A 13627-nucleotide genomic window follows, 5' to 3' on the forward strand; every position below is an offset into this window, starting at 1 on the left:
CGCTAGGGCGTACCGGTCCCGCCCGCCCACCGCCCGTCCCCGTCCGCGGCGCCGGCCGGGTCGTCGCGTGGTCCGGCCCCGGAGCCGCGGCTCCCGTCCCAGGTCTCGGCCGCGGCCAGCGCCAGGCCGAACAGGCCCGCCCGGGCCTCGCGGGCACTGGTCCAGCCGCGGTGCTCCCACTCCGGCCCGGCGAGCGAGTCCGCGGCGAGGAACACCTGGCCGTAGCCGACCCCGATCCGGCGCGCGGCCGCGACCAGCGCGGACGCCTCCATGTCGACCACCGCGCAGCCCTCGTCGCGGCGCCGCGCGACCCGCGCCGGGGTCTCCCGGAACACGGCGTCGGTGGTCCAGCACCGCCCGACGACGTGCGGCACCCCGGCGCCGTCGAGCACCCGGACCACCGCGTCGACGCCGTCCGGGTCGGCGTCGATCGTCCGCGACGGCGGCTGGTAGTGGAACGAGGTACCCTCGTCGCGCAGCGCGCTGCCCAGGACGACGGCGTGCCCCAGCGTCAGCTCGTGCCGCAGCGCCCCGGCCCCGCCGACCCCGACGACGGTGCGGACGCCCAGCGCCGCGAGGTGCTCCAGGAACATCACCGCCAGCGGCGCGCCGACGCCGGGGTGCAGTACCGCGACCGGTGTCCCGCCGGGCCCGGTCGTACGCCACACCGGGCTGCGGCCGAGCTCGCTGCGCAGCACGGTCACCGTCTCGGAGCGGGTCCCGACGTCCTCGACGACCTCGGGGAACCAGCACAGCACCGCCGCGGCCGGCATGTCCGGGCGGAGCGGGGTGATCGCCGACGCCCGGATCACGCCCTCGGCGTCCAGGTCGTCCTCGTGCAGGGGGAGGTCCATCGTCGACGATCATCCCCCGCGCACCCGGTCGGGTGGAACACCGCAGGTGGGCGGGGTGACCCTCTCGCCCGGCGTCCCGGTGACGACGGCGCGCAGTATCGTCGGCCGCGGATGCCCAGGATCCGGGCCGATCGGAGGGTGGCACAGGCATGGCCGGAGACTTCCGCGGCCCGCCCCCCGCGGGCGGGCGTCCGCCGCAGGGCGAGCCGCCGCGCGGCGGCCGTCCCGCGCGGCCCGGCAGCCCCGGCTGGACGAACCAGCCCCGCAACCCGCTGCCCGGACACGGGGGCCGTCCGCTCCCGCCGCCGTCCCCGCCGCAGCAGCCGCCCGGGGCCCCGCCGTCGCGCGGGGGCCGCGGACCGCTGCGCAAGCCGCCGCCCGGCCGGGCCGCCGGGGCGCCGCCACCGACCCGGGCCGCCGCGCCGCCCCGTGGTCCGGCCATGCCGCGCCCTTCCGGTTCCGGAGCCGGGGGAGCGGGGGCCGGGGTGCATCCCGCGTCGCAGGCCCCCCGCGACGGCCGGGTCACCCGCGGCCCGTCGATGCCGGACTGGCGCCGCGTCCGTCGTGCCACCCGCGGGCGCTGGAAGGCCGTGCTGATCCTGCTGCTGGTCGCGTTCGTCGGGTTCGGCGTCTACCTCGACCAGAACATGACCCGGGTGCAGGCGCTGCCCGCGGACTCCCAGGCGTCGTCGTCGGGGACGAACTACCTGATCGTGGGATCGGACAGCCGCGAGGGACTCTCCGCCGAGGACGAGGAACGCCTCGCCACCGGTGACGCGGCGGGCCAGCGCACCGACACGATCATGCTGCTGCACACGGGCAGCTCCGGCAGCGTGCTCGTCTCCATCCCGCGCGACTCGTACCTCCCGATCCCCGGGAACGGCAGCAACAAGGTCAACGCGGCGTTCGCGTTCGGCGGCCCGGAGCTGCTCGTCGAGACCGTCGAGGCCGCGACCGGCCTGCGTATCGACCACTACGTCGAAGTCGGCTTCGGCGGGTTCGTCGGCGCGGTCGACGCGGTCGGCGGGGTGGACATGTGCGTCCCCCGCGCCATCGACGACCCGAAGGCGGGCCTCGACATCCAGGCGGGCTGCCAGGAGCTGGACGGGACGACCGCGCTCGGCTACGTCCGCACCCGCGCGACGCCCGGCTCGGACTTCGACCGCGTCCAGCGCCAGCGCGAGTTCCTCTCCGCGCTGCTGGGCAGGGCCACCAGCCCGCTCACGCTGATCAACCCGTTCCGGATGGTCCCGCTGGCGTCCGCGGTGACCGGCACCATCACCGTCGACGACTCCGACCACATCTGGAACCTCGCCGGCCTGGCCTGGGGGATGAAGGGCGTCTCCAGCGGCGACGGCGTGCAGACGACCGTCCCGATCGGCGGCAGCACGGGCGGGTCGAACCTGCGCTGGGACCGCGCCCGGGCCCAGGCGCTGTTCGGCGCCCTGCAGAACGACCAGGCGCCGCCGGAGTCCAGCTTCGGGCCCTGAGGGCGCCGGTCAGGCGGTCTTCTTCGTCGACCGCCGACGTGTGGTGGCCGGCTTCGCGGGCTTCGCGTCGTCGGTGCCGGTCCCGGCGTCCTTCTCCTCGGTCTTCTTCGTCCGGGAGGACGACCGCCGGGCTGGGGTCTTCTTCTCCGCCGACCCGGACCCCGAACCGGACCCCGACCCGGAGTCCGACTTCGTCGACCGGGCCGCGTCCACACTGGCCTGCAGCGCCGACAGCAGGTCGCTCATCGAGTCCCCGCCGTCGTCGGCGGCCTCCGCGGCGGGCGCCGGGCGGGCGTTGCCGTCGGAGCGCTTCGCCTCGATGAGGTCGGCCATCGCGTCGCGGTACTCGTCGTGGAACTCCGACGGGTCGAAGTCCGCGCCCATGCTCTCGACCAGCGACGACGCCATCTTCAGTTCCTGCGGCTTGAGGTCGACCTCGTTGTCGAGGATGTCGAAGTCCGGCTCGCGGATCTCGTCCTGCCAGATGAGGGTCTGGAGCACGATCGCCTTGCCGCGCACCCGTAGCAGCGCGAGGGTCTCGCGCTGGCGCAGCGCCACCTTCACCACGGCGGTGCGGTCGGTCTCCTCGAGTGCCTCGCGCAGCAGCGCGTAGGGCTTGGCGGCCTTGGTCTCCGGCTCGAGGTAGTAGCTCTTGTCGAACAGCATCGGGTCGATCTGGTCGTTCGGCACGAACTCGATGACGTCGATCTCGTGCCCCGTCTTCACGGGCAGCGACGCGAGGTCGGAGTCGTCGAGGGTGATCAGCTCGCCGTCGGGGGTCTCGAAGCCCTTCACGATGTCGGCGTAGGTGACCTCCTCGCCGCACACCTCGCAGGTCCGCTTGTAGCGGATGCGGCCGCCGTCCTCACCGTGCACCTGGTGGAACCGGACGTCGTGGTTGGACGTCGCCGAATAGACCTTGATCGGCACGCTGACCAGCCCGAAGGACACGGCCCCGCTCCAGATCGCGCGCATACGGTCCCCCCTCGCGTGCCGTCCGAAGTGACAGCATGACGGTGTGCAGCCCATGCTCGCCACCCCCGGACCCCTGCCGACCGGGGCCGGCTGGTCGTTCGAGGTCAAGTGGGACGGCATGCGCGTGCTGGCCGAGGTCACCGACGGCGGTGGTGAGCCGGCACTGCGCCTGCGTACCCGTTCCGGCCGCGATGTCACCGCGAACTTCCCCGAACTCGCCGGTCTGGTGGACCTTGCCCCTGACGTGCTCCTCGACGGCGAGGTGGTGCTGCTCGACGGTGGTGTCCCCAGCTTCGCCGCGCTCGCCCACCGGATCCACGGCCCCGTAGGCGGCCGCCCGGTCACGTTCATGGTGTTCGACGTGCTGCGCCTCTACGGGGTCCCGCTGCTCGACCGCCCGCTGGCCGAGCGCCGGGCCACCCTGGAACGGCTCGACCTGTCCGCGACCCCGCACGTCGAGACCTCGCCGCTCTACCCGGACGGGGCCGCACTGCTGGAGGTGACGGCGTCGCGGGGGCTGGAGGGCGTCGTCGCCAAGAGGGAGGACTCGCGGTACCGGCCGGGCCGGCGCAGCCCGGACTGGGTGAAGATCGCCCACCGGCACTCGCAGTCCTGTGTGGTGGGCGGCTGGAAACCCGAGAGGTCCGGTGCTGCGGGGCGGATCGGGGCGCTGCTGCTCGGTGTCCCCGGGCCGGACGGGCTGGAGTTCGCCGGCCGGGTCGGGTCCGGGCTGGCCGGGGCGGCGGTGCAGGAGCTGCTCACCGCCCGGCTGACCGGGGCACCGGAGTCGCCGTTCGCGCAGGTCCTGCCCCGGGTCGACGCCGCGGGCGCACGCTGGTGTTCCCCGACGGTCGTCGCCGAAGTCGCCCACCTCGGGTGGACGGCGGCCGGCCGGCTGCGGCAGCCGGTCTTCCGCGGGATCCGCGACGACGTCGACGCCGTCGACGTCCGCCGGGAGCCCCGCTGAGGACGCCTGATCATCACCCGTTCGCGGGGTGCCGGCGGCGATGTGGTTCGGTGTGCCCGACATCGACGACCCGGAGGTGACGCGCGTGGCGGTCATGCTGACCTGGCGGTCCGACCCCGAGACCGACGGCGCCGCGGGCATGGAGTCGGCGCGCATCACGACCAACGGCGGTGGGTTCCGTGCCGTCGGCCGGATCATCCGCGGCGGGGAGGGCGGGGTGCTCACCGCGTCCTACCGGCTCGTCGTCGCCGGCGACGGGACGCTGTCGCGGCTCGCCGTCGACGTCGCCACCGCCGAGGGGGAGCAGCAGCTCACGCTGTCGCGCAGCACCGACGGCGTCTGGCTGGTCGACGACGGCTCCGGCGGCAGCCGCGGCCACTTCGGCGGCGCCCGTGACGTCGACCTCGCCTTCAGCCCGGTGTTCAACGCGCTCCCGGTCCGGCGCCTCGCCCTGCACCGTGAGCCCGCCGAGCACGTGCTGCCGATGGTGTTCGTCGACCTCCCGACACTGACCGTCGAGAACACCGAGCAGACCTACCGCACCGTGACGGCCGGGTCGCCCGGCACGCCAGCGGTCGTCGGCTTCGCCGCGGGTTCGTTCGCCGCCGACATGACCGTCGACGACGACGGCTTCGTCCTCGACTACCCGGGCATCGCGTCCCGGGTGACTCTCTAGCGCTTCACCGGCTCGACGACGTCGCCGCGGCGGCCGAGCTCGCGCAGCTCGGCGAACACGTCCGGTGCGCCGAGGTCGACCGGCACCTCCAGCGGCTCGCGGGTCGAGGCCCACCGCATCCGCGCCTCGTGCCCGGAGCGCACGGTCGCGGCCAGCCCACCGGTGGAGGCCAGCGCCCCGCGCATCGCGCCGAGCCTGCCCAGCGCGTCGTCGACGGCGGCGAGCAGCGCGCCCCGGTTGCCCTCGCACATCGCCAGGACCAGCTCGGGCCGGGTCCCGGCCACCCGGGTGCCGTCGGCGAACGAGCTCGCGGACAGGGCGAGGGCGAGGTCGTCGCCCTGCTCACCGGCGCCGACGGAGGCGAGCACCGCGGCGAACAGGTGCGGCAGGTGCGAGATCCGGGCGACGGCGACGTCGTGCTCGTCGACGGCCGCGGGCACCACCCGGGACCCGCAGTCCCAGGCCAGCTCCGCGACGTCGCGCCACACCTCGACGTCGAGGCCGTCGTCGGCGGCGACCACCCAGGCGGCGCCGGTGAACAGGTCCGCGGACCCGGCGGGCCAGCCGGACTCGGCGGTGCCGGCCATCGGGTGCCCGCCGACGAACCGGGTGCGCGGTGCGAACTGGGCGACCGCGTCGGCGACCGACACCTTCACGCTCACCGCGTCGGTGAGCCGGCAGGTGGGGGCGACCGCGTCGACGCGGCGCAGCACCGCCTCCAGCGCGGTCAGCGGGACGCACACGACGACCAGCGCGTCGGCCTCGGCGGCCCGGGCCAGCGCGGCGTCGGTGTCGGTGGTGACGTCGAACCCGTCGGCGACGGCGGCGGCCGCGGTCGGCTCGGACGCGGCGGTGCCCCACACCTCGCGCCCGGCGCGGGCCGCGGCCCGCAGCAGCGACCCGCCGATCAGTCCGGTCCCCAGCACACACACCGCTCGCATGCGTCACGAGGGTAGAGACCGCGGTTCCCGGCCCCGCGCGGACTCCGCTCGTCGCACCGCCCGACCCGGTGATCACCGGTTGTGGAGCGCAGAGGCACGGACAGCGCACTCCGGACTCCACAACCGGTGATCATGGTCCGGCGAGCAGCGCGGCCCCGCGGGGGGAGAGCCGGTAGCCGACCTCCAGGCTCTCGGTCAGGCCCAGCTCCTTGAGCGCGCGGACGTCGCGCTTGAACGCCGGGGTGTCCCGCCCGGCCCGCTCCGCGAGCTCGGCGGCCCGTACCCCGGGCAGCTCGGCGACCAGCCGCAGCGTCGGCCGGGTCCAGGGCCCCCGGCGCGACCGGCGGTCCATCCGGTCCAGGGCCGCGACGACGTCGTCGAGGTCCCCGGTCGCGTCCCGCAGCGACTCCCGCGGGTCGGCCCCGGCGAAGCGCAGCCCGATGCGGAACACCGGGTCGGACCGCGTTCCGCGGAACGCGCGGCGCACCCGGTCGGCGGAGGGCTCGCCCGCGGCGCGGGCGTCGTCGTCGGTGATGCGGTCCGGGTCCACCTCGTCGACGGCGACGACCTCGACCACCCCGGCGGCGGTGCGCAGCGTCGAGCCCACGGCCACCCGCGACCGCGCCCAGCGGCGGTACACGCGGTCGACCTCGCCCGCGGCGACCCCGCGTGCCACCGCCACCGGGAGGATCACCGCAACGCCCTCTCCAGCGCCCGCGCCAGCCCCAGCAGCACGTCCTCACCGACGGTGACCCCCACCAGCTGCACCCCCGCGGGCAGCCCCGGCACCGGGACCGGTAGCGCGACGACGGGCCGGTCGAGCAGGTTGAACGGCGAGGTCAGCTGCAGCATCGACGGCAGCACCGGCACCCCGTCGTGCTCGGTCGCGCCGATCGGCGTGGCCCGCAGCCGGGTGGTGGGGCAGAGCAGCACGTCGCAGGAGGCCCCGAGCCGGTCGAGCAGGGCGCGTCCGACCCGGCGGCGCTCGCGCCGGGCGTCGACGTAGAGGTGCGCCGGCGCCTCGGCGTGCGGGGCGAGCCGGGCGGCCGTCGCGGGCTGGTACTCGTCGCGGCGCTCGGCGAACCAACGCCGGTGGGTCGCGTAGGCCTCCGCGCCGGTGATCACCGGGTAGGTGGCGGCGAGCTCGGCCACGCCGGGGGTGTCCTGGGCGGCGACGGGCGCGCCGAGCGCGGTGAGCGCGTCGGCCGCGGCCCGGACGGCGTCGGCGATCACCGGGTCGTGCGGGCGCCACCAGTCGTCGTCGGCGACGCCGATCCGGGGCAGCACCGCCGCGGCCGACGCGCCGGGCTCCCCGAGCGCGGTGCGGGCGACGGCGAGCGAGGCGGCGTCGGCGGCCAGCAGCCCGACCGTGTCGAACGACTCGGCCAGCGGGAACACCCGCTCGCCCGGGATGGCCCCGCGCCGCGGCTTCAGCCCGGCGACGCCGCACAGCGCGGCCGGAGTCCGCACGCTCGCCCCGGTGTCGGTCCCGACGGCCAGCGCGAGGTGCCCGGCGGCGACGGCCGCGGCGGACCCGGACGACGAGCCGCCCGTGATCCGGGCCGGGTCGTGTGGGTTGCGGGCCGCGCCGGTGGCGGCGACGTCGCCGGTGGGGCCGTAGGCGAACTCGTGGGTGTGGAGCTTCGCGACGACCACGGCCCCCGCGGCCCGCAGCATCGTCACCACCGGTGCGTCGGCGGTGGCGGGGGCGGCGTCGGCCAGCAGCCGCGAGCCGCACCGGGTCGGCAGCCCGGTGACGTCGACCAGGTCCTTGATCCCGACGGCGACGCCGTGCAGCGGGCCCAGCCGTCGTCCCGCGGCGGACAGCGCGGTCAGCTCGGCGGCGCGCTCGCGGGCGCGGTCGGCGTCGAGGGCGACCACGCAGTTCGTGGTGTCGGACACGAGCCGGGACAGCACGTCGTCGACGTGCTCGGAGGGGGAGAGCTCCCCGGAGTCGAGGGCCCGCAACAGATCGGGGAGCGGCAGCACGCGCTCAGCGTGCCGTCGCTCCCCGACTCCGACAACCGGTGGTCAGCGCGCGGCGTGCATCGTCGCCGCGATCTCGCGCGCCTCGTCCACCGACCCCGCCGACGGCTGCGAGTCCCGCAGCGGCCGGTTCGCCGTCTCGGGGAGGAACAGCAGCGTCACGACGCCGATGACCCCCGCCGCGATCAGGTAGTAGCCGGGCCACAGCAGGTCGCCCGTGGACAGGACGAGCGCCGACATCACCAGCGACACGGTCCCGGCGAACGCCGACACGAAGATGTTGAACGCGATCGACAGTCCGCCGTAGCGGATCTGTGTCGGGAACAGCGCCGGCAGCGTCGACGGCCCGGTGGCCGAGAAGCAGATCAGCAGCAGCCCCATGACCAGCAGGCCGAGGAACACCGCGGGCACCGACCCGTCCTGCATCAGAAGGATCATCGGGATGCCGAGCACGATCAGCCCGCCCGCGCCGACCCACATGATCGGCTTGCGCCCGGTGCGGTCGGAGAGCCGCCCGAGCAGCGGGATGATGAACACCGCCAGCCACAGCACCGCGATCTGCAGCCACGACGACGTCGTGGAGTCGATCGAGGTGCCGCCGTGCTGGTCGACCGTGGTCTCCAGATAGGTCGGCATGTAGCTGGTCAGCATGTAGTTCGTGACGTTCCAGGCGACGACGACGCCACCGACCATGACGAAGGTCGGCAGGTACTTCGTGAAGATCAGCTTGAGGCCGTCCTTCACCTGGGTGCCCTCGCGCTCCTCGGACTCCGAGAGCAGGGTCTGGAAGGCCGGGGTCTCCTCCAGCTTGACCCGCAGGTACACCCCGACGATGCCCAGCGGCAGCGCGACGAAGAACGGGATCCGCCAGCCCCAGCTCGACATGGACTCGGCGCTGAGGACCAGCGGCAGCACCGAGGCGATGGTGGCGCCGAGTGCGTAGCCGACGAACGTGCCGAGCTCCAGGAAGCTGCCGAAGTACCCGCGACGACGGTCGGGGGCGTACTCGGCGATGAAGGTCATGGCGCCGGCGTACTCACCGCCGGTGGAGAAGCCCTGCAGGACGCGGGCGGCGACGAGCAGGATCGGCGCGGCCAGCCCGATCGAGGCGTACGACGGGATGAGCCCGATCAGGAACGTGCCCAGCGCCATCAGGATGACCGTGATCGACAGGACCTTGGTCCGGCCGATGCGGTCGCCCAGCGGACCGAAGAACAGCCCGCCCAGCGGACGGAAGAAGAACGCGATCGCGAACGTCGCGAACACCGCCACCTGGGACAGCGGCCCGGGTGGGAAGAATTCGGCCTCGATGGTCGTGGCCAGATAACCGTAGACACCGAAGTCGAACCATTCGGTGATATTGCCGACCGCGGCCGCCGCAACAGCGCGCCGCATGGTCGCGGGATCGGTGACGGTGACGCCGTCGACCGCCCCTTCTGCTGTGTCGTCCACGCGTTCCCCCTGGCGACAGTGCACGCCACGGATGAAGCTTTCGTCGGGAAACTGTCGATCCGTGGCGTTCTGTCCGTTTCGTGAAACAGTTCTCCTCGACGTTAACGAGACGTCGCCCCCCATGCCGGATGAGGCACCGACATGTCTGTGAGCGGAGTCATTCGAATCGGTACTTCCGCAGGCGGGACAGCGCTTTTCCGACGTGGGACCGTGGTCGGCGGGCGCAGGCAGCGCCCGTGGGACTCGCAAGCGTCGCGACTCCGCCCGGGTCATCCGGACCCGGTCACCGGACCCGGCGCGTGCCCGTGTGAGGAGGAGCCGTCATGGCTGTGTCGAACGCCGTCTTCCTGTCGATCATCGCGAGCACGGGGGTGGGCCTGGCGGTCACCTCCGCGCTGGCCGCCTACGCCCAGCGCACCTGGAAGGGCTACGGCCGCGTGGCCCCGGCCGAGCAGGTCGAGGAGACCGTCTGAGCGTTCGCGCTCCCGGCGCCGCATCCCACAAGGGGGGTGCGGCGCCGTCGCGTACCGGGCGGGGCTCAGCCGGTCGCGGCCAGGGCGAGTCCCGCGTACACGGCGACCCCCGCCGGGAACGCGGCCTCGTCGAACACCACCCGGTTCGAGTGGTTCGGCGGGGCGAGGGCCGGGTCGACCGACGGCGGCCGCGCCCCCAGGAACGCCAGCGAGCCCGGCACCCGGTCCAGCACGTAGGAGAAGTCCTCCGCCCCCATCAGCGGGTCCGGCATCGCCACGCAGGCGCCGCGGCCGAGCACCTTCTCCGCGACTCGGACCAGCCCGGCGGTCGCGCGGTCGTCGTTGCGGGTGACGGGGTAGCCCGGGACGATCTCGGCCTCGGCCGTGCAGCCGTAGGCCAGCGCGGTGTGCCGGCAGTGCTCGGTGACCGCCCGGTGCAGCAGCGTGCGCACCGGCTGCGACAACGTCCGCAGTGTCCCGGTCAGCTCCGCGGTCTCCGGGATGACGTTGTCGGTGGTGCCCGCCTCGATCCGGGACACCGTGAGGACCGCGGACTCCTGCGGCCCGACCCGGCGGGTCAGCAGCGTCTGCAGGCCGCCGACCATCGCCGCGGCGGCGGGGACCGGGTCGCAGGCGTCCTGCGGGGCCGAGGCGTGCCCGCCGCGGCCGGTCACCCGGACCCGCAGCACGTCCGCGGCCGCCATGATCGGGCCCGGCCGGTGGTGGAGCTGCCCCGTCGGCACCGTCGAGGTGATGTGCAGGGCGTAGGCCAGCTCGGGGTCCTCGTCGAGTACGCCCTCGTCGATCATGTGCCGGGCGCCGTGGAACCCCTCCTCGCCCGGCTGGAACATGAACACCACCCGGCCGGCGATCCGGTCCCGCCGGTCCGCGAGCAGCCGCGCGGCCGAGGCGAGCATGGCGGTGTGGGTGTCGTGCCCGCAGGCGTGCATGACGCCGTCGGTGGCCGAGGCGAAGTCCAGTCCGCTGTCCTCGGGCAGCGGCAGCGCGTCCATGTCACCCCGCAGGAGCACCGTCGGCCCGGGACGGTCGCCGTCGAGGACGGCGGTCACCGAGGTGCAGGACCCGCCCGTGCGGATCCGCAGCGGCAGCCCGTCGAGGGCCCGCAGGACCGCGTCCCGGGTGCGGGGCAGGTGCAGTCCGAGCTCCGGTGCCCGGTGCAGCGCCCGGCGCAGCGCGACCGTCCGCGGCTGCAGGACACGAGCGGCCTCGAGCAGGCCGCCGGGGAGCCCCGCGACCGAGGCGGGCGTGATGGGCATGGACCGATCGTCGCTGACCGGAGCCCGTCCGGCGCCCGCGGGCCCGGTGTGACCACGCGTACCTGGTCGTGGCGTGACTCACAACCCCGGAGCGACGTACCGTTGACGCGTGGCCACACAGAGCGTCGAGGCAGCCCCGGACACCCGGGGCGCCGCCCTGCCCGGATTCGCGGTCGCCGCGATCCGGGAGGAGGGCCGTTGGCGCTGTGTCCGGCTGGACTCCGAAGCGCTCGTGGACCTCGACGCGGCGATCACCGCGCTGCGCGCGCAGCGCTCCACCGGCGCGGTGCTCGGCCTCCTCGACGTCGACGACGAGTTCTTCGTCCTCCTCCGCCCGTCCGCGGGCGGGGTGCGGCTGCTGATCTCCGACGCCGTCGCCGCGCTGGACTACGACATCGCCGCGGACGTGCTCGACCTGCTCCGCGTCGAGCTCCCCCCGGACGACGACGCCCTCGACGACGCCTGGCCGGAGGGCGACCTCGGCATCCTGGCCGACCTCGGCCTGCCCGCCGACGAGCTGGAGATCCTCGTCTCCGACCTCGAGCTGTACCCCGACGAGCAGCTGGACACCATCGCCCGCCGCTGCGGGTTCGCCGCCGCGCTGGACGAGCTCGTCGGCTCCTGAGTTGTTCCGCCCGGCCGATCGGCTCGCGCTGGGCCGTGCCCTCGACGTGGCGCGCGATGCCGCGGCGACCGGGGACCTCCCGATCGGCGCGGTCGTGTTCGCCGCCGACGGCACCGAGCTCGCCGCGGCCTGCAACGCCCGCGAGGCCACCGGCGACCCGACCGCGCACGCCGAGGTGCTCGCCCTGCGCGCCGCCGCGGCCGTCGTGGGGGAGTGGCGGCTGACCGGGACGACCCTCGCCGTGACCGTCGAACCGTGCACGATGTGCGCCGGCGCGATCGGGCTGGCCCGGGTCGAGCGCGTCGTGTTCGGGGCGTGGGAGCCCAAGACCGGTGCCGCGGGCTCGCTCTGGGACGTGCTGCGCGACCGGCGGCTCGCGCACCGGCCCGAGGTCGTCGGCGGGGTCCGCGCAGGTGAGGCGGCCGCGCTGATGCGCGAGTTCTTCGGCCGGACCCCGTGCACCGACCGCGACTGAGCTTCTTGTAACCTTGTCGGCGGTAGCGTGTCCGAGCGGCCGAAGGAGCGCGCCTCGAAAGCGCGTGAGGTTCACGCCTCCGTGGGTTCAAATCCCACCGCTACCGCTGGTCAGAGGGCCGGATCCCCGGGTCGGGGGTCCGGCCCTCTGTCGTCGGGCCGATGAGTCCACGGCCGCCGGGCGGTCCCCAGGAGCAGCCGACCATCCGCTCGACGCCCGGGAGGACCACCGTGACCGAGGTCTGGAAGCTCGTCCACTCCGAGCGCGCCGCGCTCGTCGCCGACCTGCGGGACGTGTCCGGCGACCGGTGGGACACGCCGTCGCTCTGTCCCGGGTGGACCGTCCACGACGTGCTGGCCCACCTCGTCGACACCGCCCGGACGACCCGGGGCCGGTTCGTCGTCGGCATGCTGCGGGCGCGCATGGACTTCGACCGGCAGAACGAGCACGGGCTCGCCCGCGCACGCGGTGCGACGCCGGACGAGACCCTGCGCCGGTTCGCGGAGTGCGTGCCGATGACCGCCACGCCGCCGGCCCCGCTCGCGACCCGGCTGGTCGAGATGGTCGTGCACGGGGAGGACGTCCGTCGTCCGCTCGGGATCGTCCGGACCTACGCCCCCGCGGCGGTGGCCGGCGCGCTCGCGCTGCAGATCCGGACCTCCACCTCGTTCGGGGGTGCCCGCGAGACCGTCGCCGGCCTCCGCCTGTCGGCCACCGACACCGGCCTGGTGGTCGGCAGCGGCCCGGAGGTGCGGGGGACCGCGCTGGCCCTGCTCCTCGCGATCTCGGGCCGGCCGCCGGGGGGCGACGCGCTCACCGGTCCCGGGGTGGAGGCACTCTCGCGGGCGGAGTGAGCGCGTCCCGTCTCCGACCGTGGTCCGACGGCGTGGATCATTCCCGGCTCCGATGTGGCCGACCCTTGTCCGGCGCGACAGTGGGTGCGCACCCCGACACGAGGAGCTGGAGATGACCACGATGACCACCACCCCGCACGACCACGCGACCCCGGAGCCCGCCCGCCCCGGCGACCCGGACGCCTACCCCGTCCTCACCGTCCTGATGCTGATGCTCGGCGGCTTCGTACTGCCCGTCGTCGGCTGGCTCGCCGGTGTCGTGATGCTATGGACCGGTCGCTCCTGGACGGTCGGGGAGAAGTGGCTCGGCACCCTGGTGTGGCCGGGCATCGTGGCCGTCCCGGCGCTGGTGCTGGTCGCCGGCTTCGTGGCGACCCCGGAGCCGGGTGCCGGGCACTGGGCGATCGTCGTCGCCGGGATCGTCGGTGTCCTGGGTGCGCTGGTCGTCCTGCCCTGGACCTTCGTGAAGCTCCTGCGCGCCGGTCGGCGTACCCACTGAAGTTGGTAGCGACGCTCGCTCGAACAGGTGAACGGAATATCGGGCGCACAACCTCCTGATTCGGACCTGTGAGACACATCGCA

At 74.6% G+C, this 13627-nt stretch carries 15 protein-coding genes and 1 tRNA gene; 9 read left to right on the top strand and 7 right to left on the bottom strand.

Going from position 1 to position 13627, the window contains the following annotated elements:
- Positions 1 to 2: 2 nt before the first annotated feature.
- Complete coding sequence (locus tag MTO91_RS01380; RefSeq protein WP_476653431.1) at positions 3 to 854, bottom strand: nucleoside phosphorylase; 852 nt, start codon at positions 852 to 854, stop codon at positions 3 to 5.
- Positions 855 to 1003: 149 nt separating this feature from the next.
- Between MTO91_RS01380 and MTO91_RS01385 the strand changes: the two genes are divergently transcribed.
- The gene (locus tag MTO91_RS01385; RefSeq protein WP_476653432.1) at positions 1004 to 2344 is read left to right on the top strand and encodes an LCP family protein; all 1341 of its coding nucleotides are present in this window, start codon (positions 1004 to 1006) and stop codon (positions 2342 to 2344) included.
- A 9-nt stretch (positions 2345 to 2353) separates the two neighbouring features.
- Here MTO91_RS01385 and ku read toward each other — a convergent pair whose 3' ends face one another.
- The gene (gene ku, locus MTO91_RS01390) at positions 2354 to 3319 is read right to left on the bottom strand and encodes a non-homologous end joining protein Ku (protein WP_476653434.1); all 966 of its coding nucleotides are present in this window, start codon (positions 3317 to 3319) and stop codon (positions 2354 to 2356) included.
- Positions 3320 to 3371: 52 nt separating this feature from the next.
- Here ku and ligD point away from each other — a divergent pair, with 52 nt between their 5' ends.
- Positions 3372 to 4286, top strand: coding sequence for a non-homologous end-joining DNA ligase (gene ligD, locus MTO91_RS01395; protein WP_476654988.1), 915 nt, complete (start codon positions 3372 to 3374; stop codon positions 4284 to 4286).
- A 94-nt stretch (positions 4287 to 4380) separates the two neighbouring features.
- A complete protein-coding gene (locus MTO91_RS01400) occupies positions 4381 to 4962 on the top strand; it encodes a putative glycolipid-binding domain-containing protein (protein WP_073575923.1) in 582 nt (193 codons plus the stop codon).
- Here the strand turns inward: MTO91_RS01400 and MTO91_RS01405 are convergent.
- The 4 genes from MTO91_RS01405 to MTO91_RS01420 all read right to left on the bottom strand — a co-directional run bounded on the left by MTO91_RS01405 (position 4959) and on the right by MTO91_RS01420 (position 9341).
- Positions 4959 to 5903 (bottom strand): prephenate dehydrogenase, encoded by a 945-nt coding sequence (locus tag MTO91_RS01405; RefSeq protein WP_174565871.1) that lies wholly within the window; start codon positions 5901 to 5903, stop codon positions 4959 to 4961. The two genes, MTO91_RS01400 and MTO91_RS01405, sit on opposite strands and share 4 nt — an antisense overlap.
- A 130-nt stretch (positions 5904 to 6033) precedes the next feature.
- Complete coding sequence (locus MTO91_RS01410; protein WP_304580125.1) at positions 6034 to 6585, bottom strand: hypothetical protein; 552 nt, start codon at positions 6583 to 6585, stop codon at positions 6034 to 6036.
- Positions 6586 to 6593: 8 nt separating this feature from the next.
- On the bottom strand, positions 6594 to 7892 hold the full coding sequence (locus MTO91_RS01415) for an amidase (protein ID WP_139282812.1): 1299 nt from the start codon (positions 7890 to 7892) through the stop codon (positions 6594 to 6596).
- Positions 7893 to 7934: 42 nt separating this feature from the next.
- Entirely contained in the window at positions 7935 to 9341 is a 1407-nt protein-coding gene (locus MTO91_RS01420) for an MFS transporter (protein ID WP_073575729.1), read from the bottom strand.
- A gap of 323 nt (positions 9342 to 9664) precedes the next feature.
- Here MTO91_RS01420 and MTO91_RS01425 point away from each other — a divergent pair, with 323 nt between their 5' ends.
- Positions 9665 to 9814 (top strand): hypothetical protein, encoded by a 150-nt coding sequence (locus MTO91_RS01425; RefSeq protein ID WP_157818417.1) that lies wholly within the window; start codon positions 9665 to 9667, stop codon positions 9812 to 9814.
- Between the two features lie 65 nt (positions 9815 to 9879).
- On the opposite strand, the gene MTO91_RS01430 is transcribed toward MTO91_RS01425, so the two are convergent.
- The gene (locus MTO91_RS01430) at positions 9880 to 11091 is read right to left on the bottom strand and encodes a M20 metallopeptidase family protein (RefSeq protein WP_405420238.1); all 1212 of its coding nucleotides are present in this window, start codon (positions 11089 to 11091) and stop codon (positions 9880 to 9882) included.
- A 109-nt stretch (positions 11092 to 11200) separates the two neighbouring features.
- On the opposite strand from MTO91_RS01430, the gene MTO91_RS01435 reads away from it, so the two are divergent.
- The 5 genes from MTO91_RS01435 to MTO91_RS01455 all read left to right on the top strand — a co-directional run bounded on the left by MTO91_RS01435 (position 11201) and on the right by MTO91_RS01455 (position 13544).
- The gene (locus MTO91_RS01435; protein WP_174525539.1) at positions 11201 to 11716 is read left to right on the top strand and encodes a tRNA adenosine deaminase-associated protein; all 516 of its coding nucleotides are present in this window, start codon (positions 11201 to 11203) and stop codon (positions 11714 to 11716) included.
- A gap of 1 nt (position 11717) precedes the next feature.
- The gene (locus MTO91_RS01440) at positions 11718 to 12191 is read left to right on the top strand and encodes a nucleoside deaminase (protein ID WP_083658636.1); all 474 of its coding nucleotides are present in this window, start codon (positions 11718 to 11720) and stop codon (positions 12189 to 12191) included.
- 21 nt (positions 12192 to 12212) lie between these two features.
- Positions 12213 to 12297, top strand: a tRNA-Ser gene (locus tag MTO91_RS01445).
- Between the two features lie 124 nt (positions 12298 to 12421).
- The gene (locus MTO91_RS01450; RefSeq protein ID WP_100879301.1) at positions 12422 to 13045 is read left to right on the top strand and encodes a maleylpyruvate isomerase family mycothiol-dependent enzyme; all 624 of its coding nucleotides are present in this window, start codon (positions 12422 to 12424) and stop codon (positions 13043 to 13045) included.
- A gap of 112 nt (positions 13046 to 13157) precedes the next feature.
- Complete coding sequence (locus MTO91_RS01455) at positions 13158 to 13544, top strand: hypothetical protein (protein WP_157818418.1); 387 nt, start codon at positions 13158 to 13160, stop codon at positions 13542 to 13544.
- Positions 13545 to 13627: the final 83 nt, after the last annotated feature.

The organism is Pseudonocardia sp. 2-7 (genome assembly GCF_056341085.1).